Annotated in this window: 23 protein-coding genes; 16 read left to right on the top strand and 7 right to left on the bottom strand. The window is 53.6% G+C overall.

Annotated elements, in window-relative coordinates; all coding sequences use genetic code 11:
- Positions 1–87: 87 nt before the first annotated feature.
- The 8 genes from ftsY (at position 88) to FE845_RS06270 (ending at position 8,284) form a co-directional block, all read left to right on the top strand.
- Positions 88–1,305, top strand: a complete 1,218-nt coding sequence (gene ftsY, locus FE845_RS06305) for a signal recognition particle-docking protein FtsY (protein WP_200362469.1) — start codon at positions 88–90, stop codon at positions 1,303–1,305.
- 39 nt (positions 1,306–1,344) lie between these two features.
- Positions 1,345–2,034, top strand: a complete 690-nt coding sequence (gene ftsE / locus FE845_RS06300; protein WP_200362467.1) for a cell division ATP-binding protein FtsE — start codon at positions 1,345–1,347, stop codon at positions 2,032–2,034.
- Entirely contained in the window at positions 2,024–3,037 is a 1,014-nt protein-coding gene (ftsX, locus tag FE845_RS06295) for a permease-like cell division protein FtsX (RefSeq protein ID WP_200362464.1), read from the top strand. The genes ftsE and ftsX overlap by 11 nt, the downstream gene beginning before the upstream one ends.
- A 195-nt stretch (positions 3,038–3,232) precedes the next feature.
- The gene (gene rpoH / locus FE845_RS06290; protein ID WP_200362462.1) at positions 3,233–4,093 is read left to right on the top strand and encodes an RNA polymerase sigma factor RpoH; all 861 of its coding nucleotides are present in this window, start codon (positions 3,233–3,235) and stop codon (positions 4,091–4,093) included.
- 237 nt (positions 4,094–4,330) lie between these two features.
- Positions 4,331–5,242 carry an NAD(P)-dependent oxidoreductase gene (locus FE845_RS06285; RefSeq protein WP_200362460.1) on the top strand — a complete coding sequence of 304 codons (912 nt, stop codon included), beginning with the start codon at positions 4,331–4,333 and terminating at the stop codon, positions 5,240–5,242.
- A gap of 5 nt (positions 5,243–5,247) precedes the next feature.
- The gene (gene hyi / locus FE845_RS06280) at positions 5,248–6,021 is read left to right on the top strand and encodes a hydroxypyruvate isomerase (protein WP_200362458.1); all 774 of its coding nucleotides are present in this window, start codon (positions 5,248–5,250) and stop codon (positions 6,019–6,021) included.
- A 108-nt stretch (positions 6,022–6,129) separates the two neighbouring features.
- Positions 6,130–6,810 (top strand): response regulator transcription factor, encoded by a 681-nt coding sequence (locus FE845_RS06275; RefSeq protein ID WP_113816488.1) that lies wholly within the window; start codon positions 6,130–6,132, stop codon positions 6,808–6,810.
- Positions 6,797–8,284: an ATP-binding protein gene (locus tag FE845_RS06270; protein ID WP_200362456.1), complete on the top strand. Its 1,488-nt coding sequence runs from the start codon at positions 6,797–6,799 to the stop codon at positions 8,282–8,284. The genes FE845_RS06275 and FE845_RS06270 overlap by 14 nt, the downstream gene beginning before the upstream one ends.
- Here the strand turns inward: FE845_RS06270 and FE845_RS06265 are convergent.
- Entirely contained in the window at positions 8,281–8,562 is a 282-nt protein-coding gene (locus tag FE845_RS06265) for a hypothetical protein (RefSeq protein ID WP_200362454.1), read from the bottom strand. The two genes, FE845_RS06270 and FE845_RS06265, sit on opposite strands and share 4 nt — an antisense overlap.
- Positions 8,563–8,845: 283 nt before the next feature.
- Complete coding sequence (greB, locus tag FE845_RS06260; RefSeq protein WP_200362452.1) at positions 8,846–9,319, bottom strand: transcription elongation factor GreB; 474 nt, start codon at positions 9,317–9,319, stop codon at positions 8,846–8,848.
- A gap of 190 nt (positions 9,320–9,509) precedes the next feature.
- On the opposite strand from greB, the gene FE845_RS06255 reads away from it, so the two are divergent.
- Positions 9,510–9,968, top strand: coding sequence for a hypothetical protein (locus FE845_RS06255; RefSeq protein ID WP_227714114.1), 459 nt, complete (start codon positions 9,510–9,512; stop codon positions 9,966–9,968).
- Positions 9,969–10,051: 83 nt separating this feature from the next.
- Here FE845_RS06255 and FE845_RS06250 read toward each other — a convergent pair whose 3' ends face one another.
- On the bottom strand, positions 10,052–10,312 hold the full coding sequence (locus FE845_RS06250; protein WP_200362450.1) for an acyl-CoA-binding protein: 261 nt from the start codon (positions 10,310–10,312) through the stop codon (positions 10,052–10,054).
- 277 nt (positions 10,313–10,589) lie between these two features.
- On the opposite strand from FE845_RS06250, the gene FE845_RS06245 reads away from it, so the two are divergent.
- Complete coding sequence (locus FE845_RS06245) at positions 10,590–11,444, top strand: DNA ligase (RefSeq protein ID WP_227714113.1); 855 nt, start codon at positions 10,590–10,592, stop codon at positions 11,442–11,444.
- A 30-nt stretch (positions 11,445–11,474) separates the two neighbouring features.
- Here FE845_RS06245 and FE845_RS06240 read toward each other — a convergent pair whose 3' ends face one another.
- A complete protein-coding gene (locus FE845_RS06240) occupies positions 11,475–12,257 on the bottom strand; it encodes a substrate-binding periplasmic protein (protein WP_200362448.1) in 783 nt (260 codons plus the stop codon).
- Positions 12,258–12,527: 270 nt separating this feature from the next.
- Here FE845_RS06240 and FE845_RS06235 point away from each other — a divergent pair, with 270 nt between their 5' ends.
- From FE845_RS06235 to FE845_RS06220, 4 genes are all read left to right on the top strand, one after another.
- Complete coding sequence (locus tag FE845_RS06235; RefSeq protein WP_200362446.1) at positions 12,528–12,851, top strand: DUF883 family protein; 324 nt, start codon at positions 12,528–12,530, stop codon at positions 12,849–12,851.
- Positions 12,851–13,363 carry a hypothetical protein gene (locus tag FE845_RS06230; RefSeq protein WP_227714112.1) on the top strand — a complete coding sequence of 171 codons (513 nt, stop codon included), beginning with the start codon at positions 12,851–12,853 and terminating at the stop codon, positions 13,361–13,363. Before FE845_RS06235 ends, FE845_RS06230 begins: the two co-directional genes overlap by 1 nt.
- 289 nt (positions 13,364–13,652) lie before the next feature.
- Positions 13,653–14,231 (top strand): porin family protein, encoded by a 579-nt coding sequence (locus FE845_RS06225; RefSeq protein ID WP_200362444.1) that lies wholly within the window; start codon positions 13,653–13,655, stop codon positions 14,229–14,231.
- Between the two features lie 171 nt (positions 14,232–14,402).
- Positions 14,403–15,185, top strand: coding sequence for an ATP-binding protein (locus FE845_RS06220; RefSeq protein ID WP_200362442.1), 783 nt, complete (start codon positions 14,403–14,405; stop codon positions 15,183–15,185).
- Between the two features lie 9 nt (positions 15,186–15,194).
- Here FE845_RS06220 and FE845_RS06215 read toward each other — a convergent pair whose 3' ends face one another.
- Genes FE845_RS06215 through pdsR form a run of 3 tightly spaced genes read right to left on the bottom strand, consistent with a single transcriptional unit; the run spans position 15,195 to position 19,288 of the window.
- Positions 15,195–16,502, bottom strand: coding sequence for a DUF3422 family protein (locus tag FE845_RS06215; protein ID WP_200362440.1), 1,308 nt, complete (start codon positions 16,500–16,502; stop codon positions 15,195–15,197).
- The gene (locus FE845_RS18785) at positions 16,499–18,583 is read right to left on the bottom strand and encodes an ATP-binding protein (protein WP_200362438.1); all 2,085 of its coding nucleotides are present in this window, start codon (positions 18,581–18,583) and stop codon (positions 16,499–16,501) included. Before FE845_RS18785 ends, FE845_RS06215 begins: the two co-directional genes overlap by 4 nt.
- A 3-nt stretch (positions 18,584–18,586) precedes the next feature.
- Positions 18,587–19,288: a proteobacterial dedicated sortase system response regulator gene (pdsR, locus tag FE845_RS06205; protein ID WP_200362436.1), complete on the bottom strand. Its 702-nt coding sequence runs from the start codon at positions 19,286–19,288 to the stop codon at positions 18,587–18,589.
- A gap of 424 nt (positions 19,289–19,712) precedes the next feature.
- Here pdsR and FE845_RS06200 point away from each other — a divergent pair, with 424 nt between their 5' ends.
- On the top strand, positions 19,713–21,767 hold the full coding sequence (locus tag FE845_RS06200; protein WP_227714111.1) for a marine proteobacterial sortase target protein: 2,055 nt from the start codon (positions 19,713–19,715) through the stop codon (positions 21,765–21,767).
- Positions 21,764–22,417, top strand: coding sequence for a class GN sortase (locus FE845_RS06195; protein ID WP_200362432.1), 654 nt, complete (start codon positions 21,764–21,766; stop codon positions 22,415–22,417). The genes FE845_RS06200 and FE845_RS06195 overlap by 4 nt, the downstream gene beginning before the upstream one ends.
- Positions 22,418–22,445 lie beyond the last annotated feature (28 nt).

Below are 22,445 nucleotides of genomic sequence, written 5' to 3'. Positions count from 1 at the left end.
AATCCACGCCACCCTCACTTCCAGAGGACAGTCTGCTAGAATGTGCGCTTTATTTGTCCCGCCCAATCAGACTGACGGTATGACTTTATGATGGCAGAGTGGATTTCAGTCGGCCTTTTGGCCCTTCTTGTATTTGTATTTGTTCTGGATATCGCCAGCAACCGGCGCCGGGTTCCGCGGCCGAAGCCCGTGCCCCAGCGCAAACCGGAGGTTCTGAAAGGTCCCGCACCCGCCGCGCCGGTTGAGAGAAAAACTCCGGCCGCTACCCCTGAACCCTTGCCAGAAGAGCCTGCGAAAGCGCCAGCCGCCCCTGCGCCGAAGGCAGTGGCAGAGCCTGAGCCCGCACCCGAACCAGAAAAGATACCGGAGCCGGAAGCTGCGCCCCAGCTCAGCGTATTCGAGCGCATCAAACAGGGTTTGGGTAAAACCCGAGCGAGCCTCACCGGTGGTATGGCTGATCTTTTTGCCGTTGGCAAGAAGATCGATGAAGATCTACTGGAGGAGATCGAGACCACTCTGCTGATGGCCGATGTGGGCGTGACTGCCACTTCAGAAATTATTGAATCCCTCACTGACAAACTCCAGCGCAACCAACTAAAAGACGGCGAAGCACTGCGCAAGGCGTTGCGTGATGAATTGCACGGTTTGCTTAAAGATGTCACCAAGCCGCTGACGATTGATGCGGGAACTAAGCCATACGTCATTTTAATGGTCGGCGTGAACGGCGTAGGCAAGACCACCACAATCGGCAAACTTACGAAAAAGCTCCAAAGCGAAGGCAAGTCCGTCATGCTGGCGGCAGGTGATACCTTCCGTGCTGCCGCTGTTGAGCAGCTTCAGGTTTGGGGCGAGCGCAATAATGTTCCCGTGGTGGCTCAACATACCGGCGCTGACAGCGCATCGGTGATTTTTGATGCCATACAGTCAGGCCAGTCCCGTGGCGTGGATGTTGTGATCGCCGATACGGCAGGCCGGTTGCAGAATAAAGACAACCTGATGAGCGAGCTGGAAAAAGTCGTTCGGGTTATGAAAAAACTAGATGACACTGCGCCTCATGAAGTCATGCTGGTACTGGATGCGGGCACAGGGCAGAACGCACTGAGTCAGGCACAAGTGTTCCAGAAGGCGGTTGGCGTGAGCGGTATTACCTTAACGAAACTGGACGGCACAGCTAAAGGCGGTATCGTGTTCGCCATTGCCCGCCAGTTGCAGCTTCCTATTCGCTTTATCGGTGTGGGTGAGCAAGTTGATGATCTACGCAGCTTCGATGCCGAAACCTTTGTGGACGCATTGTTTGCAGAATAGTTTATCGAGCCACCTGAACTTGTGGAGCAATAGCCCGCCATGATCGAATTTCGTCAGGTTACCAAGCGGTATGACAGTGATCATACCGCATTGCGACAGGTGAATTTTCATCTAGCCCGTGGTGAACTGGCCTTTCTGACAGGGCACTCCGGTGCGGGAAAAAGTACCCTGCTGAAATTGCTTATGGTTATGGAGCGCCCCAGTGCCGGGGAAGTGGTGGTGGGTGGCCAGATCTTAAATAGCCTGCCGAGGCGACAGATTCCATACATACGTCGCCACATTGGCGTGGTGTTTCAAAACCACCAGCTGCTTTTTGATCGTACCGTATTCAACAACGTTGCCATGCCTTTGGAAGTTATGGGCGCTACGCCGCGTGACGTAGGGCGTCGGGTAAGAGCTGCGCTGGATAAGGTTGGCTTGCTGAACAAAGAAAAAATGAATCCCTTACAGCTCTCGGGCGGTGAGCAGCAGCGCGTAGGCATTGCCCGGGCTGTGGTGAACAAGCCACCGCTGCTGTTGGCGGATGAGCCGACGGGTAATCTGGACCCAAAACTGTCGGCAGATATCATGAACCTGTTCGCGCAGTTCAGTCAGGTTGGTGTAACCGTGCTCATAGCCAGCCACGACCTTGCTCTGATCAACGAGATGAACCGGCGCACATTAACTCTGGATCACGGTAATCTGATTGCCGGTGGTAATCCGCTTCAGGGAGGTGCCGGTGGCCGCTGACCCTTCACCTAAGCCCCGTAAGGCAGATGCCGAGAGAGGCGCCAAAACGTCTCGTTCTCCTTGGCGTGAGCAGGCTGAATCCTATTTTATACATCACCGCAAAGTAGCTCGTGACAGCGCAGTCCGCATGTGGCGAACACCGGTGGCAAGCCTGATGACATGGACCGTTATGGGTGTGGCTTTGGCTTTGCCGGTTGCGCTCCTGCTGCTGTTAGCCAGTCTGCAGGGCGTGAGCGCTGGGTGGGAAAGCAGTGCCCGTGTAACCGCCTACATGAAAATGAGCGCTAGCCTTGAGCAGACTCAAGCCTTAGCCGGTGAGATCGGCGGAGATGGCCGCGTAGCCGAGCTGGAATTGATTGATCGCGATCGTGCCTTGGCAGAGTTCCGGGCATCGTCGGGCCTTGATGATGCTCTGGACTATTTGGAAGAGAACCCCTTGCCCCACACCTTGCTGGTCACGCCTGAGGAAAGTGCTCGGTCGGCCGACGGTGTTGCAGCTCTGGTAACTTTTATAGAAGGCATGGAGGGGGTTGAGCGGGTTCAGGTGGATCTAGGCTGGCTACAGCGCCTCAACGCTATGACAGACCTACTTGCGCGGGCTGTGTGGGCGCTTGCCATATTGCTGGCCGCAGCCGTGGTGCTGGTGATTGGCAATACCGTGAGGCTGTCCATAGAGAGCCGTCGTGACGAGATACTGGTCGCCAAACTGGTAGGTGGCACAGACAGTTTTGTGCGCAGGCCTTTTCTTTATACCGGTGCCTGGTTTGGTCTTGGAGGGGGCGCTGTTGCCTTGATACTGCTGCAACTATCCCTGTGGTGGCTGAGTGGCCCCGTTGAACGCCTCGCCGGACTGTACCGCAGTGACTTCTCACTGAACGGTTTAAGCTTTGACGGTGCGTTTGCATTGATTATTGTCGCAATGCTGCTAGGCTGGCTGGGCGCTTGGGTAGCGGTAAAGCGCCATCTTGATGACATTGAGCCGGGTGAAATTGCCGGTGGTTGATGATCCGGACTGCGGAAAAACCGTATTGAAGTGAAATGCATTTCGGGATAGGTTCGTAAGCAGTTAAAGTTAGGGAGAATTCTCCATTTAGTTGATTTGAAACGTTTTACTTGGGGGTTCAGGAACTTTTAGGGTTCGTGACGGTCTAATTTTTATTCGCTATATTATGCGACCGTCAGGTTCGGAGGATACAGCATGGGTACGAGCTTACAGCTCATTGAAAAACTTGTTCCGGGCGCAAATCTTGAGGCATATATTCAGGCCGCGAGTCGCATTCCGGTACTCACCGTGGATGAAGAACGGGAGTTGGCCGAGAGACTGCACTACGAAGAAGACGTAGATGCGGCTCGCCAACTGGTGTTATCCCACTTGCGTTTCGTTATCCATATAGCCCGCAGCTATTCCGGTTATGGGTTGGCGCAGGCGGATTTGATTCAGGAAGGTAACGTTGGCTTGATGAAAGCCGTCAAGCGCTTTAATCCGGAGTACGGGGTGAGGCTGGTGTCTTTCGCGGTGCACTGGATCAAAGCAGAAATTCACGAGTTCATTCTGCGTAATTGGCGCATTGTGAAAGTGGCGACGACCAAGTCCCAGCGTAAACTGTTTTTCAACTTGCGCAGCCAGAAGAAAAAGCTGGCGTGGTTGAGCCATGATGAACTGCACGCAGTGGCAGACGACTTGGGTGTTGAGCCCAGGGTTGTGCGGGAAATGGAGGGCCGTTTGGCGTCCCACGACACCGCCTTTGATGGCCCGATGGATGATGATGACGATAGTGCCTACAAAGCGCCAGCGTATTATTTGGAAGACCATCGCAGCGACCCTGCCGTTCAGCTTGAAAAAGCGGACTGGTCAGAGGACTCTAACGGTCGCTTAATGCAGGCATTGGAACTGCTTGATGAGCGCAGTCAGGATATCCTGCGTGAGCGTTGGTTATCCGAGAATAAGGCAACACTGCATCAGTTGGCAGATAAGTACGGTATTTCAGCCGAGCGTATTCGCCAGCTGGAGAAAAATGCTATGAAGAAGATCCGTACGCAGATGACGGAAGCTGCCTGATTAAGGCAGAGCATCTGCAAGTGTCCTGAAAACGCCACCACCGGCTCCGGTTGGTGGCGTTTTTGTTTGTGCCTTTTGTGACTTATAGTTTGGTGCACGAAGTAATTGGGCAGGCCCTTCCAAAACACGCTGTGAATACATCCCTGTACGCTCGGCTCCGCCATCCATGGCTCCGCACGGTTTTGGAAGGGCCTGCCCAATTACTTCTTCCCGATACTTGAAGCCGAGACCTCTAAAATGACTGAAAAACTCCCCCGAATCGCATTTCTTGGCATCGGCCTCATGGGCGCACCCATGACCCGTAATCTGCTGGATGCAGGTTTTCCCATGAATTTATGGAATCGCACCGCCAGCAAGTGTGAGCCGTTTGCTGCTGAGGCAACTGTCGCGGCCACCCCCGCTGACGCAGTGCGAACCGCCGATGTCATTATCACCATGCTGGAAAACAGTGATGTGGTAGAGCAGGTGATGGTTGCCAGCGGTGCTATAAAAGCCATTAAGCGGGGCGCTCTGGTGATTGATATGAGCTCCATTCAGCCATCGGTGGCTCGTCGGCACGCTGCACTTGCGGCGGAACAGGGCGCAGGTTATGTGGATGCGCCGGTTTCCGGTGGAACTCTGGGGGCAGAGGAAGCACGATTGAGCATTATGGCGGGCGGTTCGGAGAATGATGTTCTTCGGGCGCAGCCGATTTTCGAGGTGCTGGGCAAGTGTATGCGGATTGGGCCCGTAGGCGCCGGGCAGCTTGCCAAATTGGCTAATCAGGCGATTGTCGGGATCACCATCGGGGCTGTGTCTGAGGCTCTGTTGTTGGCTGCTAAAGGAGGGGCTGATCCGGCCGCTGTGCGGGAGGCGCTAATGGGTGGTTTTGCTGGTAGCCGGATTCTTGAGTTGCATGGTCAACGCATGATCGACCGGGATTTCTCGCCCGGAGCGCCAGCGCGTATCCAGTTGAAAGACATGCGGATGATTTTGGATGAAGCCCGCGCTGAAGGATTGACGCTACCCTTGTCACAGCAGGTGCATAATGAATATCTGTCTCTGGTTGCTAATGGCCACAGTGACGCTGATCACAGTGGCCTTCTGCTGGAATTGGAGCATATGAACCGCACCCGCCTTGGTGGTGCTGGCTCGGGATCTAAGGAGTAACTGCCATGCCGCGTTTTGCTGCCAATCTATCGATGCTATTCACCGAAGTGCCGTTTACCGAGCGTTTTGCCAAAGCGGCGGAGGCTGGGTTTGCAGGCGTGGAGTATCTTTTCCCCTATGAGTGGCCCAAGGAACAGCTCGGCAAGGCCTTGGAAGACAATGGTTTGACTCAGGTCCTGTTCAACCTTCCCCCAGGTGATTGGAATGCAGGGGAGCGTGGCATTGCATGCTTGCCGGATAGGGTGGATGAATTCCGCGCAGGTGTGAGTCAGGCGATTGAGTACGCGCGAGCGCTGGGGTGTACACGGCTGAACTGTTTGGCTGGATTGAAGCCGGTGGAACTGGATGAAGACACGGCATGGCAAACGCTGGTGGCGAATGTGGCCTGGGCAGCGGATAAGCTTGAGGGTGAGGGCATTACGTTGTGTATTGAGGCAATAAACTCGCGGGTCGATATGCCCCGTTTTTTCCTTGATACGTCTGCTAGAGTCATGGCGCTGATTGAGGAAGTGGATGTCGATAACCTGCGCCTGCAATATGACATCTACCACATGCAAATCATGCAGGGCGATCTGGTGCGATCCATGGAGTGCTTGCTTCCATGGATTGGGCATATCCAGTTTGCCGATAACCCGGGTCGACATGAGCCGGGAACCGGGGAGATTAACTTTTCGAATGTTTTTTCTGCCATCGACAAAATGGATTATGACGGCTGGGTAAGTGCGGAGTATCGGCCCTTTGGCACCACGGCAGATAGCTTGCACTGGTTGCCGATCTGAGGTCGCCCGTCGCCATTAGCGACACCCTCTTACAAGATCGTAACTGGCCGGTGTCCCGAGATATTCGTACTCTGTTGTTAATGTAATCCGCTATCAGGAGGGGATCCGGTGAAAGCGCTGGTAATCGAAGACGATCAGGACGTAGCAAATTATCTTGTTAAAGGGCTGAAGGAATCAGACTTCGTAGTCGATCATGCTGCCGACGGCAAAGACGGCATGATGATGGCCGCCAGTGAAGAGTACGACATCATGATTGTCGACCGTATGCTCCCGGGCATGGACGGGCTCTCTATCATCAAGACGGTCCGCGCTACGGGAAATCAGGTGCCGGTACTTATATTGAGTGCCTTGGGCGATGTTGATGATCGGGTTGAAGGCTTGCGGGGCGGCGGTGATGATTACCTGACCAAACCTTTTTCTTTTACTGAACTTCTCGCCCGAATTGAGTCGCTGGTTCGCCGGAACCGCCAGTCTGCGGAAACCGAAACAGTGCTTCGGGTAGCCGATTTGGAAATGGATCTGTTGGCTCGAACCGTAAAACGCTCTGGCCAGAACATTGACGTTCAACCCCGTGAGTTCCGGTTGCTGGAGTACTTGATGCGTAATGCTGGTCAAGTGGTCACCCGAACCATGCTGTTGGAAAAGGTCTGGGATTATCACTTTGATCCCCAGACTAATGTGATCGACGTACACATCAGCCGTCTACGGGCAAAGATCGACAAGGAATTCGAGACACCCTTACTGCAAACCATCCGTGGTGCAGGATACATGCTTCGTGAAACTGCTTAGCCAGCTCAGGACATCGTCCTTCCAGCTTGCCCTGCTGTACATGGTGGTGTTTGCCACCTCGGTATTTTTGTTACTGGCCTTTATTTACTGGCGTACAGCGGGCTTTATGACCGCTCAGACCGACGAGACCATTGAAGCGGAGATCGCTGGGCTGGCGGAACAGTACAGGGGGCGTGGCGTAAACGGCCTGATCACGATCATTCGTGAGCGGGTTGCTCGCGACCCCAATGCAAAAACGATCTATCTGCTGACTACCGAAGATTTCCTCAAGCTGGCAGGTAACCTAGAAACCTGGCCGGAAGGCAGCCCCTCAGAAGGCGGTTGGGTTAACTTCACGCTCAGTTCTGCAGTGGGCTGGACGGGGCCGGAGCGTTTGGCCCGGGCTCGAATCTTCGAAGTTCAGGGTGGATTGAGGTTATTGGTCGGCAGAGATGTCGACGAACTCACCAATCTCAAACGAGTGATTGAAACCGCCATTAACTGGGGAATGGGAATCACCCTAGCTTTGGCGTTGCTCGGCGGTTACCTGATGAGTCGAAACACCATTCGCCGCATCGAGGTCATTAACAATACCTCCCGACGAATCATGAACGGACACCTCTCACTGCGCATACCCACCCGTGGTACAGAGGATGACTTTGATCAGCTTGCAGAAAACCTGAATCAAATGTTGGACAGGATTGTCTACTTGATGGAAGGTATTCGCCATGTGTCTGACAGTATTGCCCACGACCTTCGCACTCCGCTCACCCGCCTGAGAAACCAGCTCGAAAACACCTTGATGTCCGTTGATAACGATGAGGCCCGTGAGCAAGCTGGTCGTGCTGTTGCAGAAGCGGACCAACTGCTTGCCACCTTTAATGCTCTTTTGCGTATTGCGCGCTTGGAGACGAAAGGTAATTCTTCTGACATGAAGCGGGTGGCACTGGATGAGTTGGTGTCAGATGCCTGCGAGCTATATGAAGCATTGGCGGAAGACAAAGAGCAAACGTTTGAGCAGGCCCTTGAGCCGGGTGTAATCATAGAAGGCGACCGTGATCTGCTATTTCAAATGATCAGTAATCTGATTGATAATGCCATCAAATATACGCCCGAACAGGGTGCCATTGGCGTGGCTGTACGAAAGGAAGGGGGCGACGCCGTTTTTGAAGTCCGGGACAGCGGTATCGGCATTCCCGACGATGAGAAAGATCAGGTGTTTCAGCGCTTTTACAGAGTTGGTAAGAGCCGTTCGCTTCCCGGCAATGGTTTGGGGCTCAGCTTGGTGAGCGCGGTGGCGGAAATCCACAAAGGGCGGATCGTGCTGAGTGACACAGACGAAGAAGCGCAACCGCCAGGCCTTACGGTCGCGGTGTATATGCCTGCCCCCACCCATGTACGCAAACGCATCAGGGCTAAGCAGGCGGGGCAGGAAAGTGACTCTGTCAGTGCTGGTGCCGCTGTGGCACAGAAACCCACTGTATCCGAGTCTTAGTGGCTCGGGCGGAACCGGTTAACCTGTGACATAACCGGAGCGATCAGCGAGTCGGCACGGGTTTCAATTTGTTGGGTAATACGCTCAAACTGTGAGCGACGAAGGTTTATGCGAACCTGAATGCTGTCCCACTCACCTTCTAGATGTTTCTGTTCTGACATCAAAAAAGCCGCAATGTTATGGCGGTTAACTTTTCCGGTGATGCCCATCTGTTCAAGGCGGTAACCCACGGCGTCTACGCCTTCCAGAGCTATATTCAGAAGCTTCTGTGTATTCATTATGCTATCTCCAAAACTGGCAGCGGATATAAGGTTCGTTAGCCGAAAGCTATAGGCGTTCCCTAGAGTGTACAACCTAATTCCCAATGCGGAGGCTGACCAAAAGGTAACTCGCCGGCAAGGGCGGGGTAATGCAGGGTGTGGAGAATAGGATGGGTAGTTTGAAGCAAGCATGTATAGCCGCTTGTTTCTCCCTCCAGCACAGCGCTAGCCTTACCCCGTTTTTACGGGGTTTTTTTATGCTTGATGGAAAAGCTTCAAGAAGAGTAGTTGGCCGGTTGCGCTATTTATCGTAAGTAATGTTATTGATATACCACGTGATTGTTCCAGCATCGGTTCTCACCTCGGCCTCGTCGCCCACTTGCTTTTTTAGCAGAGCCCGGGCCATGGGCGAATCGATGGAAATGTAATCGTTGCGGTTGAAAATCTCATCGTAGCCTACGATTCGGAACCTCAGGGTTTTGCCATCATCGTTTTCGACTTCTACCCAAGCCCCGAAAAAAACTTTCCCTTCTTGATCGGCGTGATGTTCTACCACTTTCAGGTTGTCCAAACAGCGCCTTAAATAGCGCACCCGGCGATCAATCTCCCTGAGCCGCTTCTTGTTGTACTGGTAGTCTGCGTTCTCGCTGCGATCACCAAGACTGGCTGCCCAAGTAACCTTTTTGGTGATCTCCGGGCGCTCAAATCGCCAGAGTTCATCAAGCTCATTTTGCAGGTCATCGTAGCCCTGTCGGGTGATAAGTGGTGTCTTCAAGGCTGCTCCTATTTTTGCAAGAGAGTGTGTACCGGGAACTAAAGAGGCTGCAAGCGTGACGATCGAGTCATTTTTACCAGTGAAAGTTGTCACAAAACGGTCAATCAACTGAGAAATACGGCCGGTTTGGCGATAGACTGATTAAAATTTGACACATTTAAGACAGAGTGTGTCTCGGAGGATGGACGCCATGAACCTGTTACAACGTATTGCTGGATCGCCTGAATCGTTTCGCTCTAGGTGTGTTCCTGCTTTTCTATTGCTCATGGTAGCAGGATTGGCAAGCGCACAGACCAGTTCGGGCGAGAATGAGGTATTTGAAGTTGAGGAGCGCTCCACTCTGGAGACAATTTCTTTTAGCTCAATTGAGGAAGACGCTCTATCAGAAACGGTAATTGAGGGCGCCCTGACAGCGCCAGCCGAGGGTATTCCGGTACAGCAAGTAGGAAAGGGGGACTTTTATTTAGACCCGCTTGCGTTGCAGCCCGGTGATGGCCGCACAGATCTCGGACGCTCGGAGATCCCAGTCGAGTTTCGCTTCAGTACGCCCAAGTCTATTCCCGGACAAACACACAGCGATAATTTTGTGATTCGTCCGCCGAACAACCGTACTTACGATGCGCTCAATTTGAATGTAACCGACCGTTGAGTGCTTCTTCAGGTTAACCGGTACATAGGCAGAGAGGCGATCCCGGCGGTATGTTCCAAGCCGGGATCGAAGTGCAGCTTGGCTTACTTGAGGGATTCGAGTTTGTCGATGTACTTTTGCATCGCTTCTTCTTTTGACATGCCTTTGCACTTTTCCCAGGCGTCATACTTGGCGCGGCCAACAAAGTCCATCATGCCCGGGCGCTTGCCCGATACGTCGCCTTCGGTGCCCTGCTTGTACAGTGCGTAAAACTCTAGCTTCATTTCGTTGGACGGCTTGAAGTCACCTTCCGCAGTCTGAATGAAGTTTACCGCCTCGTCGAAACTGGTTTTCAAATCGCTCATATCAATCTCCTCCTTGGTTTTTGTGATAATGCCTTGAAGCTATACATGTGCTTGCAGGAGTATAGCCATCGCGTTGCTTGCCGTCATTGACCGATTTTCTGTCTGCTTTGGCCAGTAGGTCACAAGTGTGTGAGCAGGTACAGTTGCCTTGATAAAAGTATGCCAGGGCTCACAGTTTGGTGCTCTGTTGGCAGGTTTGCTTGAGAAGTCTGGTTTGTCTGTGTAGGTTTTTAGCCAGATCAATGGACGATAAACGTTAAGGATTAGACGCGTGCAAATGATGTGTACATGGAGGTTCATTGCAGCCTTATTTTTGCTTTTAACGTGTGCTGCGCGTGCCAGTGAGATTGAACCGCCGCCGGTACCTCTCGCCAGCACTTATCAACAGGGAGTTGCCCTAGAGGATTACTGGGTAAGCGAAAAGTTGGATGGAGTGAGAGCTTATTGGAACGGGCATGCGTTTTTATCCCGTAATGGTAATGTTTACAGGGCGCCAGACTGGTTCATGGCTAGGCTTCCCGGTATTCACTTGGATGGCGAGCTATGGATGGGGCGGCAGCGCTTTGCGGAGTTGTCTGGCGCTGTGCGTAAACAGGTGCCCGTTGACGCCGAATGGCGTCGTATCCGATTTTATGTATTTGACCTGCCGGGGGCCGGGCCATTTTATGAGCGCTATGAACAGTTGCAGGCGCTGGTAGGTCATGCTGACTCGCCCTACCTGAAGCTGGTGCAGCAAAAGCCAACTTCCTCACACTCTGCGCTGATGGCTGATTTGGACAGGGTTATCGCTGAAGGTGGTGAGGGCTTAATGTTAAAGCGGTGGGAAAGCCCTTACGAGGCAGGACGCTCTGATGACCTATTGAAGGTAAAAGCCTTTGACGATGCAGAAGCTGTGGTGGTTGAGCACATAGCGGGCAAAGGGCGCCTGCAGGGCATGATGGGAGCGTTGAAAGTAGAGCTTCCAAATGGCCGCCGCTTTCGCATTGGAACAGGGTTTAGTGATGAGATCCGTGCGCACCCGCCTGCACCGGGAACGCGCATAACCTTCAAACACTTCGGCCTAACAGCAACCGGCTTACCTCGCTTCGCAAGTTTTTTGCGCGTGCGTGACGATGAGCCACCAGAACCTTAGATAGCCTCTGGTGGCGCATGAGGCCTCAGATTACTGCCTATAGCTGTTTTCAATTCTGTCCAACTCGCCTGCTTTGCGGGCCTCGTCCAACGCTCGTTGAAAGTCGGCAACAATGGCGGGGTCAGTGCTGTTACTGAAAGCCAGGTACATGGGCGTTTCGCGGAACACCAGCACCGGCTTTAGTCCGGTGATGCCATGCTCTTCTTTGGCGACCAGAGGGCCAACCAAGCCGTCTGTTACCCACAAATCCGCTTGTCCCAGCATCAGCCGCCGAGTGTTCACGTCGCCTGAAACGGCAGTGAGAACATTGAACCCCTTATCGATCAGGTAGTCCGACATTACGTCACCCTTATAGCCAGCAATCTGTAGGTCTTTTGCATCGTCAAGGGAATTCAGGCTGATATCCGAATCCGGAGCGGCAAAGAGCGTCCATTTAATAGATGCTAACGGGCCTACCCACTGGAACTGGCTCTCACGCTCATCCGTTCTGGCGGTGCAAAAAAGACCATGGTTTTCACGTCCTTGAACCCAGCTATAGGCATAGCTCCAGGCTCGCATTTTCATAACATAGTCGTAATCTAGCCGGGCGAGGGCGGCTTTCACCATATCGCTACAGATGCCGGTAATATCGTTTTCGTCATGGGCAAACGCCTGACCAGATACCGTATCGTTGTAGGGTGGGTACTTCTCAGTAAAGATATATAAACGGTCGGCAGCTGTTGTTGATGCCGCGAATCCCGTCAGTATCAACGACAACAAACCAGTTTTTACGCCGTTTAAGATCTTACGAGAGGTTAAAGTCAGCATAGGCATTAGCTTGTCCTTATTTTTTGATTCCGGTGCCCCAGAAGGGCTGCTGTTTACCGCGACGTTTTATCATGGCCCGTCCGTAGGCAAATGTCAGTGACAAAACGTAGCAGGTTACCCACCACAGGCGCTCCACTTTCTGCAGGGTTAGTGTACAGTTACGAAGTTAGAACCCTGTGCTACAGTAGTTTGCGAGCGGTCTTGCATGGCAATAAGTAGTCAGTCTAGCCGAGACCGTCGTCGAATGAACTCAGGAATCGAATCAGGAGACAGCTCATGGAAAAGCAAACAGTAAAAGATGATTACGGCCGCGTAAAAGAAGATCTCCAACTACTGCGGGAAGACCTTGCATCACTTACCAAGGCTGTTGCAGATGGCCAGAAGGCCAATGCCAGTAACCTGAAAGACGAAATCAGCCGCGAGGCCCAAGCCGTGTTTGATAATCTGCGCAAGCGCGGCGACGCCGCTCTTACTCGCGCTACAGAGGCTGGCTCGCAAACCGTAGAGAGTGTGGAGCACAAAATTGAGGAGAGGCCGTTTCTCAGCATCATCCTCATGTTTTTGGCAGGTGTTATCGTAGGCAAAATGCTCGATCGCTAATGCTGCCCGACTCTGCAACGATCCAAAGCACCCTTCGTAAACTTGTCGCGGCTATCACCGGCGTGGTGTTGGCCTTGGTGCTGCTTACAGCGCTGCTAGTTACCGGCTTTTATTTTTTGGTCAATGCAGCGGCTCTGGCTCTGGCTCCCCTTGTGGGTAAGCCAGGGGCCATGGCGATTACCGGGTTTGCATGCTTGTGCTTGCTCGCACTGTTCTTCTATCGCATGACTCGCCCTGCCAAATCCCGTAAAGAAAGCGAGGGCGGCACGCCAGCCTCTGGCTCCGGATCCCCCATTGAGGTTTTGCGGTCGTTAATAGCCCAAAACCCTCTGGAAGCTGCTGCTCTGGCCTTTGCCGTAGGCGTTGCTGAGCAGGCCGACCCTAGATTGAAAAATCTACTGCTTCAAGGCGGCATGGTTCTGATGCGCCAGGCTCCGAACTCTGCTAGCTCCAAACCTCGCGATTCCGCGGACTCTTCCGCACCTCCCGCAGACAAGCCCTCAGTCGAATAGCTTTTTCTTGGCCCTGCCAGCTCGAAAAAAACCGCCTTGGAAATCCTTTGTCCTGTGCCTTCGAGTAAGTGACGGTGTTTGATGTTTTTCTTTTAAAGCTATGATTTATTTTAATTTTCTACAATAAATTAAGAGAGTATGAAGAGATTTTAGTCTGGATGTAACCCAAAACTGCGATCAGAACTACTAGGGTAGAAGCACGTATTTCGGGGGCGATGGGTGGAATTACTCAGCCACCCGAAGAACGCTATTCACGAATAGAACTCTTAACTAGTGAGGATGATGCATTATGAACTCCAAAGCTCGTATTGCCTGTGCCACGATTTTGTCTGCCAGTGTTTTTGCAGCTCCTGTAGCCTTGGCGCAAGGCTCTTCTGATCGTGACGCCTCCGGCCCGTACATTAAGGGAAGTTATGGTGGCTATAAATCGCACGGTGGGGATTTCGATGATTCGAATGATCTTTATGGAGCAGGGCTAGGTTACCAGTTCAATGAGTTCTTCGGCTTGGAAGCGAACTATGTCGACTTCGGCAATTTCGGTAAAGACGACACGAAGGCAAGCCTAAAAGGCGGCGCGCTTGTGGTGATTGGTCGACTACCGCTATCAAGTAGTTTTGGTGTCTACGCCAAAGCGGGTGCATTCGCTGCCGCGCTTGACGTTGATGCCTTTGATGAAGACGAGACCTATGACGATGTGAGCCCTGTCGTTGGTGCGGGTGTCGACTTCCGCATAACGGAGCACCTGAGTACATTCTTAGAGTACAACCGGTATAACGTCGATATTGATGAAGATGACTTTAACGGCCAGTTGAATAACGACGGTCCAGATTTTGATACTGCACAGGTTGGCCTCAAGTTCCAATTCTGATTAGAGCCAGTCTGACCCTCAAAAACAGCACAGAGGTTTAACCTCTGTGCTGTTTTTGCTTTTAGCCGCTTCGATAGCCTGCCCATAGCTCGTACCGATATACTGACAACCGGCTTCCCCGGCAGAGAACCGGAAAGCATATCTGTACTCAACGGAACGGAATGAAAGCTTATGTCTGAACAGCATCCTTTTGACTGGTCATCAACTCCGGCTGCGGTGTGGCGTCGCCATCGTTCAGGGCTGCGTGCCGTTCGTAGGTTAGACCCGGTGCAATGGGGCTCGCTTACGGGTATTGATCGCCAGCAACAGGCGCTTGCCCGCAACACAGAACGCTTTCTTGCCGGTGAACCTTCCAATAACGTGCTGCTTTGGGGAGCCAGAGGAACGGGAAAATCATCCCTTATCAAGGCGCTGCTGAATCGCTACCAAGAGCAGGGATTGAGAATTATTGAGGTGGATAAGGACGATCTGGTGAACTTGCCGGAGATTGTGGATGACATTTGTGATCTACCATTCCGCTTCGTTATCTTCTGTGATGACTTGTCGTTTGATGTGGGTGAGTCCGGCTATAAAGCGTTGAAAAGCGTGCTTGAAGGGTCGCTGGAATTACCGCCAGAGAACGTTCGTGTTTATGCTACCTCCAACCGCCGACATTTGATGCCGGAGTTCATGTCCGATAACTTAAAGGGCCATACTCAGGATGGCGAAATTCATCCTGCGGAAGCCATTGAAGAGCAGGTTTCTCTGGCTGATCGCTTCGGTTTGCAGCTGTCCTTTTACGCGTTTCCCCAAGAGGTGTATTTGCAGGCAGTGGATGCGCTTTTTCCGAAGGTTGCTGACAGAGAGCATTTGCACCGTGAAGCCATCCGTTTTGCCACCCAAAAAGGGGTACGAAACGGTCGCACGGCGCAGCAGTTTTACCGACAGTTTGCCGGAGATGAAAATCTGGGCTGAGGCTTTTTGCTACTGCCGTCTTGCCATGCGGATAAAGTGATGGTGAACAAACCGAATCGCTAGATACACCAGTGCAAGTGTAGCGGGAATGGCAATCCCCAGCGCCAGAGTTTTGTTGAAGATAATCCCTGCTTCGTAGATGGAATCCAATGCCAGCTTGAGAAGACCGATCAGATAATAGGTGATAGCGACAACCGAAAAGCCTTCAACCGTGTGCTGCATCATCAGTTGGATTTTTGAGCGTCTGTCCATGGAGCTGAGCAGCTGCTGATTCTGGCTTTGGATCGCCAACTCTACCCGAGTTCGCATCATGTCAGATGTACGATCCACCCGGCGGGATAGGTCCTCCAGCCGAACGCCCACGGCTTCGCAGGTTTTGACGGCGGGAGTCAGGCGCCGAGTCATGAATTCAGAGATAGTGAGATGGCCTGATACTTCATCTTCCCGCAGTTCTTCGAGGCGTGTCAGCACCAGCTGATGGTAGGCTTTGGTGGCGGAAAAACGGAAGGTGGAGTGAGCGCGAAAGGCTTCGATTTTGGCTGCAATATTAGTGAGTTTGGCCAAAATAGATTGCTCATTCTGGGTTTCGTTATCTGCCAGAGCTTGCGTGATAATGGCGAGCTGTTGGTCCATCTCATTGAGGGCTGGCGTGATTTCTCGCGCTACAGACAGTGCCAACAGAGACATCAAGCGATAGGTTTCGATTTCCATCAACCGTTGAACGAGCCTGCCTAATTGGCTGTCAGACATGCTGTAATTGAGCACCATGAAGCGGCCGAAATTGTCTGAGTGCAATTGAAACGTACCCAGTACCCTCGCAGCCCCTTCCTGTGGGCTGCTACCTACCAAGCGCATGCCCTCAAAATGCCGACGCATAAACGCGGGTTCGTTCCGGGCGTGTTCCACCGACGGGCCAACGTCAATATGAAAGGCGGCAACCACTATTCCTTCGAGTTGTTCTAGCCAGCCTCGGGGCAGTGCGCTGACACCCGTTTCCTCAAAGGGCTCGGCATCGGACGGAGCCAGATTGGTAAAGGTATAAGCGGTAAATTCCAGATGGACCTCGCGGCGAATGCGCAGCTGGTCAAAAGTTTGTTCATAGCAAGTGACCTCTTCCTCTGGCCAGGGTTGACCAAGCATACGGTGCAGGCTTTGCAGATGCTTAAACTGGCTTTTACGCTGCTCCGATGTGGTCAACACTGCGATGTGACTTACCCTTGCCTGCGGTGGTAACACCTGAAACGGACGCGAATGCAGCTCCTGATACAGGTCAGGGCGCAGCGGGTGAAAATCCAGTGCGAGGGTTTTGGCGGTCACGGTTCAGTCCTTGGTTTATCCGGAAGCTTTGGGATGATAACGCGGAAGCAGGCTCCGTCAATGCCATTCAGACGCTGGTTTTGAGCGTCAACTCGGCCACCAAAGAAGTCGGCAATCAAGCGCACAATCAACAATCCTTGGCCAAGGTGCCCCTCGGTTTTGCCTTCACGTTGGGATACAAAGGCCTCAAAAATGTCTACGCCCGAGCTGGTGGGCAAGCTTGAACCTTCGTTAAACACTTCGATCTGGCAGTGTTCCGGGTGTTGGTCCAGACGTATTTCAATTCTGCCGTTTTCGGGTGTGAAGTCGCGCGCGTTATCGACCAGTTTGTCTAGCATTTGTACGAGCAGTTCCGGGGAACCCACAAAGTTGATGCCAGACTCCGGTCCCGTGTAGATAAATTGATGATCTGGATCTAAGGCCTTATAGGCGGCGCTTGCCTGACTGATCACCTCTGCCAGATCGAAGTCTTCTTTATCGGCGTGATCAAAGCTCTGCTCCAAACGGGCTGCTTCGCTCATGCCATTGAGGATTTGTCGCAGGCGCTCGGTAGCTTTAGCCGCACGCCCGATGTATTGCGAGCGTTCATCTTCGGTTTCGGCGTGAGATAGGTTTTCCAGAGATGAGCGCACCACGGCCACGGGGGTTTTGAGTTCGTGGGAGAGGCGCTTTGAAAAGCTCTCCAAATAACGGTTATAGCCGTGCAGTCGGTCAGCCATCTGGGCGAAATGGTTCTGCAGCTGGCCCAGCTCATCCTTTGCCCCGGAGCCCGGCAGTGTGCCGATAATCCGGCCATCCTGATCAATGGTGGCGCTGACCGCGCGCTGTAGACGGGCAATGCGCCAAGACAGCCAACTGGCGTAGCCCAACAACACCAACGTCAGGCCGATAATAATCAAGGTGCTTCGAGCGATAACTGAGCCCAGCGTAGAGCCGGATAGCGTTAGTAGCTGATCAAGAGACTGTTCGACGATCAGTGTTCTGCCTCCGAATACAGGTTTGGTGGTCATCAACCAAATGCTGTCGTCTTCATGCCGTACAAGCCCTTCTTTGGGCAGGATGTTCATGTCCAGACGGTTGCTGTTGGCGGTGAGCGTTGCAGGCGTGGGTTGATACATCTGCACCAGTGCTCGCAAGGTGTTGAGGCTTATGTGCTCAATAATTTGCAAAGGGCTGAGAGCCTCAAACTCTGGCGGCGCCTGTCGGGCAGGCGTTGACTGTTGTGCGATGACCCAGCCCGCGGGCTCGATCAGCCGGGTAACTTGGCCTCTACTCATTCCTGACGTCAGTTGGCGCTCCAGTTCGGGTTGGCGTTCCACAAGAGCGGGTAGCGGGTTTGTTGATGTGGATGTTTGCGCCGAAGTCGAGTTGTCCTGCCACTGGATAGCAAAACCTAGGCGACTGTCTGGCGGTGGTTTGGGAAGTTCCAATTCAAGCTGCCAGCCGTTACCCACGCTGTGCCAATATCCGCTTACACGGTAGTCGGGCTTGTTGTCGCTGTCTCCGCTCGTCGCATTAATCGTGGTTGCGTAGACCTTGCCTGGCGCGGGGGTGCGTATGAGCCATGCTGCGGTTCGAGCGTTGGGGTTCAGTTTAGCGTTTGCGGGCTCTAGCCAGAGCATTAGCCGATCATGAGGCTGCTCGGGCGCGCCGGGGTTGAAGAATACGGGCTGGCGGTTGTTGAGGCGTATTAACAAGTACAGGTGGCGTTGGTCGGTCGCAGCTTGCCAGCGCATGGTGGGTTTGCTGATGGTGTCTGTTGGGCGATCCGGCGCTGCAGTAGATTGCCAGGGTTGGAGTTGTTCACTCTCGTCGTAGCCGGGCCAGTCATCGCTATAGCCGTCCAGGTTTATGGGGGTTTGGAGGTTTTCTACGTAGATGGCGGGCGCATGAGGCGCGACGACCGGGAGCCCAAGGCTTAGATCACCGGCGGTTTGTGCAAGCCGGTCTGCCTGATCCTGTAGTTGTTGTAGCGCCTGCTGCCGTAGGGCTTGATCCAGTTCCAGCACAAACTGAAGGCCGGCCCACGGGATGAGCAGCATCAGTAGGCTGGCAATAAAAAGCTGGCGTTTGAGAGTCACGAATCAGAGCTCACGGGCATTCCAGCGGTATCCCATGCCGTAGGCGGTTTGGATGCCGTCGAAGGTGCTGTCGATCTGCAGGAATTTGCTGCGGATGCGTTTGATGTGAGAGGTAACGGTGTTGTCGTCCAAGTGCGTGCTGGCGGCTTCCATCAGTTGGTCGCGACTGCGCACGTGGCCGGGGTGTTGCGCGAGTGAGTGCAGCATCCAGAATTCTGTAACCGTGAGGTCTATTGCGTTGTCGTCCCAGGCTACGGTCATGCGATCAACGTTAAGGCTCAGGCGGCCACGGTTTATCACTTCGTCGGGCTTTTGCAGAGCGTCCGCCCAAGCATCTGCCCGGCGAAGTAGCGCGGTTACTCTTGCTAGAAGGTGTTCCATGCTCATGTCTTTGGTGACGTAGTCGTCAGCGCCCAGACGCAGGCCGTGTACGGAATCTATGTCGCTGTCGCGGGCGGTCAGGAAGATGATGGGCAGGGTTGCAGACAGTGAGCGTAGGTCTTGGCAGAGGGTAAAGCCGCCTTCGGGTTCGTCGCCTAGGCCGACGTCAATGATGGCGAGGTCGGGGAGGTTTTGGCGCAGTACTTGCCAGGCGGATGATCGGTCGCTGTAGGTGGATACGCGATAGCCACGGCGTTCGAAGGCGGCACGGTAGTTGTCGCGGATGGCGGGTTCGTCCTCTATTAGGACAAGGTGTTTTTTCATGGTTTTTGCTGTTTGTCTGTGGGCGTTGGGGTCTATTTAAACACGGGAGGCGTTTAGAACAAGGTTAGCTTGCGGTGTTGTCATAATTCATCATTTTTTGTTCGCGGAATGTTTGATTCTGCCATGGGGGCGCCTTTTTGGGTTGGTGAAATGGCTGTGTCTGATTTAGTCATGTAGCCAAAGGATTATTGCAATGATGTTTTCTTCTCTGTCCTCTCAGCATAGTGCTTTTCCGTTTTGCTCAAATCCGCCCACCCGAGCGGCTGAAGCCCCTCCCGAAACACGCTGTGAATACGTCCGTGTACGCTCGGCTCCGCCATCCATGGCTCCGCACGGTTTCGGGAGGGGCTTCAGCCGCTCGCGCGGGCTAAGTGCAGGGTGCTCGGGCAGTGTTCGACGCTTTATGGAAGGCGTGAGTTTGTGGATGGCTATGTTGTTGGTTTTGTTTGTGCAGCCTTTGTATGCAGAGGCCAATACCGGTAATGAGGATTCCGCAGGTGTGCTGCATTTTGTTGACGGCAAAGGCCAATGGCAGAAACCGGCGTTGGTGCTGGGGAGTGATTTTGATGTTCGGGTTAGTGGGCTGATTGCAGACAGCAAGCTGGTGCGGACGTTTAAGAACACGAGTGGTGATTGGCGTGAGGGGGTGTTCGTGTTTCCTCTGCCGGAGAAGGCCAGTGTTTACGGGCTGACCATGAAGATTGGTGAGCGCACGATTGTAGGGGAGGTTCAGCCCCGTGAGGAGGCGAAGAAGACTTATGAAACGGCTCGGGATGCCGGGCGGCATGCGGCGACGGTTGAGCAGCAGCGGCCGAATGTGTTTACCACGCGTGTGGCAAATATTCCGCCGGGGGCTGAGGTGAGTATAGAGCTGAATTATCAGCAGCTGGTGAGCTATCGGGATGGGGTGTTTGAGTTGAGTGTGCCAACGACTCTGACTCCCCGATATATGCCGGGTAAGCCTTTGGCGGCAGCGCCGCAGCAGTGGCAGGGTGGTTGGGCTCTGCCTACTACCGAGGTGTTGGATGCGGATGCGATCAGTCCGTTTACGGTGGATGTGGACGATGTTGCTGCGGACAGTCACAGGGCGTCGATTCGGTTCACTATTGATGCCGGGCTTGCGTTGGCGAATGTGTCCAGCCCCAGTCACCCGGTGGATACTCAGCAGGATGGTCAGGTGTTTACAGTTGAGCCTCAGGCGGGTGAGATCGTAATGAATCGGGATTTTGTGTTGCGTTGGCAGGCGTTTGCTGGGCATGAGCCGGGGGCTGCTGTTTTTCATCAGCGCTGGGCGGGTGAGGATTATTTGTTGGCTATGGTGGTGCCGGGGCGGGCGGGTAAAACCCGGTTACCTCGTGAGCTTACGTTTGTGATTGATACCTCCGGTTCTATGGCCGGGGAGTCGATTCGGCAGGCTCGGGAAGCTTTGCATCTTGGTTTGGACACATTGGCACCCGGTGATCGCTTTAATGTGATTCAGTTTAATTCTCAGCCACATGCTCTGTTTATGCAGCCGGAAATGGCAACGGCGAATAATCTGGCTCGGGCGCGGCAGTATGTGAGTGGGCTAAGTGCCGATGGCGGTACGGAGATGGCGCCAGCGTTGACTATGGCCCTGCAGAGTCAGCGTGCGGTTGGGCGGATGGTAGCTGTTTCATCAGAATCAGATTTGGCCCCGAAAGTGCGCCAAGTTGTGTTTATGACGGATGGTGCGGTTGGGAATGAGTCGGCGTTGTTCGATCAAATTCGCCGCCAATTGGGTGACCAACGGCTGTTTACGGTGGCCATAGGATCAGCGCCCAACATGCACTTTATGCGTGAGGCGGCGCGGTGGGGGCGTGGTAGTTACACGTCAGTGCAGGATCCCACGGATATAAGTGGCCCGCTGGCTAAGTTGTTTGCGGCTATGGAGGCGCCAGTGCTGACAGATATTAAGGTGAGTTGGCAGGGGCAGTCTGCATCGGCACTGGAAGACAGTTTTCCACGTAGGCCCGGTGATTTGTTTCAGGGTGAACCTTTGTTGCAGGTGGTGCGGGGTGTGTCGCCTGCGGGTGAGTTGAGTGTTTCAGGTCGGTTACCGGGTGGCGGGATGTGGCAGCAACGTTTGGATTTGCAGCAGGCGGCTCCGGGTACAGGGCTGAACCGATATTGGGCGCGGGAGAAAATAGACAGTCTTCTGGATGAAGCGCGGGTTCAGGCGCAAGAACCGCAGAAGGCCAAGATCACCCGGCTGGCGGTTGAGCACAACCTTATGTCGCCTTATACGAGCTTTGTAGCCGTTGATAAAACACCAGTCAGGGCTCCCGAGAGTGCATTGCAGAAAGACAACCTGCCAACGCTGCTGCCTGCGGGAAGCCAGCCCGGCATGGTCCGCTACCCGCAAACGGCAACCTTTGCGCCCTTGTTGATTGCTTTGGGGTTGCTTGGTTTGATGTTTTCGGCCGCTATTACGCTGCTTCAACGGAGAGCATACCCATGAACCGTTCGTTACTATTGTTGATCACGAGTTCTTCCATGCTCTTGCTGTTCGGGTTATGGGTTCCTGTAAAAGCAGTGGTGGCTCAGGAGTTGCTGGAAATTGCCTGGGCCGAGAGCCAGGCCCGACAAACCGAATCCCGGCCTTGGCCTTGGGCCGATACCTGGCCGGTGGCGAAGCTGTCTATGCCAGAGCTTGGCAGTTCGATGATTGTATTGGCCGGCGTTCACGGTGAAAGCTTGGCCTTTGGGCCAGGGCAGGTGATGGGTGGCGGTGGCCAGCCGGATGCGGTTGTTATTGCTGGCCACCGAGACACCCATTTCCGGCCCCTGAAACAGCTAGAGCCCGGCAATGAACTGCGGCTTCAAAGCCGCGACGGGCGCTGGAAAGAGTATCGGGTAAAAACCACAAGAGTTGTGGATAGTCGTACAGAGCTTATTGATACTCATAAATTGCCTGCAGGTACTCTTTTGTTGGTTACCTGTTATCCCTTCGACAGCATGGATGCCGGTGGCCCGCTGCGCTATGTGGTGGAGGCCCGCGCAGAGGGTGTCGCCCGTGTAGTCGATGTAGAAAGTGTAGAAAGTGATCACGATCAGGTTCTTTATAGTCAGGCCATATTGGACGAAATTGACACTGTTGCAGGCCTATAAACTTGGCGTACACTTGTGCGCCAAAATC

The sequence above is a fragment of the Marinobacter sp. 1-4A genome, from assembly GCF_016597725.1.
Lineage (GTDB): Bacteria > Pseudomonadota > Gammaproteobacteria > Pseudomonadales > Oleiphilaceae > Marinobacter.
The sequence above is the reverse complement of the archived record's forward strand: the minus strand, read 5'-3'. Positions and strand labels throughout refer to the sequence as shown.

What these genes read in the sequence shown, in the direction of transcription:
- ftsY (WP_200362469.1), top strand. Translation starts at nt 88, where the DNA reads ATGATGGCAGAGTGGATTTCAGTCGGCCTTTTGGCCCTTCTTGTATTT.
- ftsE (WP_200362467.1), top strand. Translation starts at nt 1,345, where the DNA reads ATGATCGAATTTCGTCAGGTTACCAAGCGGTATGACAGTGATCATACC.
- rpoH (WP_200362462.1), top strand. Translation starts at nt 3,233, where the DNA reads ATGGGTACGAGCTTACAGCTCATTGAAAAACTTGTTCCGGGCGCAAAT.
- FE845_RS06285 (WP_200362460.1), top strand. Translation starts at nt 4,331, where the DNA reads ATGACTGAAAAACTCCCCCGAATCGCATTTCTTGGCATCGGCCTCATG.
- hyi (WP_200362458.1), top strand. Translation starts at nt 5,248, where the DNA reads ATGCCGCGTTTTGCTGCCAATCTATCGATGCTATTCACCGAAGTGCCG.
- FE845_RS06265 (WP_200362454.1), bottom strand. Translation starts at nt 8,562, where the DNA reads ATGAATACACAGAAGCTTCTGAATATAGCTCTGGAAGGCGTAGACGCC.
- FE845_RS06255 (WP_227714114.1), top strand. Translation starts at nt 9,510, where the DNA reads ATGAACCTGTTACAACGTATTGCTGGATCGCCTGAATCGTTTCGCTCT.
- FE845_RS06250 (WP_200362450.1), bottom strand. Translation starts at nt 10,312, where the DNA reads ATGAGCGATTTGAAAACCAGTTTCGACGAGGCGGTAAACTTCATTCAG.
- FE845_RS06245 (WP_227714113.1), top strand. Translation starts at nt 10,590, where the DNA reads ATGATGTGTACATGGAGGTTCATTGCAGCCTTATTTTTGCTTTTAACG.
- FE845_RS06240 (WP_200362448.1), bottom strand. Translation starts at nt 12,257, where the DNA reads ATGCCTATGCTGACTTTAACCTCTCGTAAGATCTTAAACGGCGTAAAA.
- FE845_RS06235 (WP_200362446.1), top strand. Translation starts at nt 12,528, where the DNA reads ATGGAAAAGCAAACAGTAAAAGATGATTACGGCCGCGTAAAAGAAGAT.
- FE845_RS06230 (WP_227714112.1), top strand. Translation starts at nt 12,851, where the DNA reads ATGCTGCCCGACTCTGCAACGATCCAAAGCACCCTTCGTAAACTTGTC.
- FE845_RS06225 (WP_200362444.1), top strand. Translation starts at nt 13,653, where the DNA reads ATGAACTCCAAAGCTCGTATTGCCTGTGCCACGATTTTGTCTGCCAGT.
- FE845_RS06220 (WP_200362442.1), top strand. Translation starts at nt 14,403, where the DNA reads ATGTCTGAACAGCATCCTTTTGACTGGTCATCAACTCCGGCTGCGGTG.
- pdsR (WP_200362436.1), bottom strand. Translation starts at nt 19,288, where the DNA reads ATGAAAAAACACCTTGTCCTAATAGAGGACGAACCCGCCATCCGCGAC.
- FE845_RS06200 (WP_227714111.1), top strand. Translation starts at nt 19,713, where the DNA reads ATGGCTATGTTGTTGGTTTTGTTTGTGCAGCCTTTGTATGCAGAGGCC.
- FE845_RS06195 (WP_200362432.1), top strand. Translation starts at nt 21,764, where the DNA reads ATGAACCGTTCGTTACTATTGTTGATCACGAGTTCTTCCATGCTCTTG.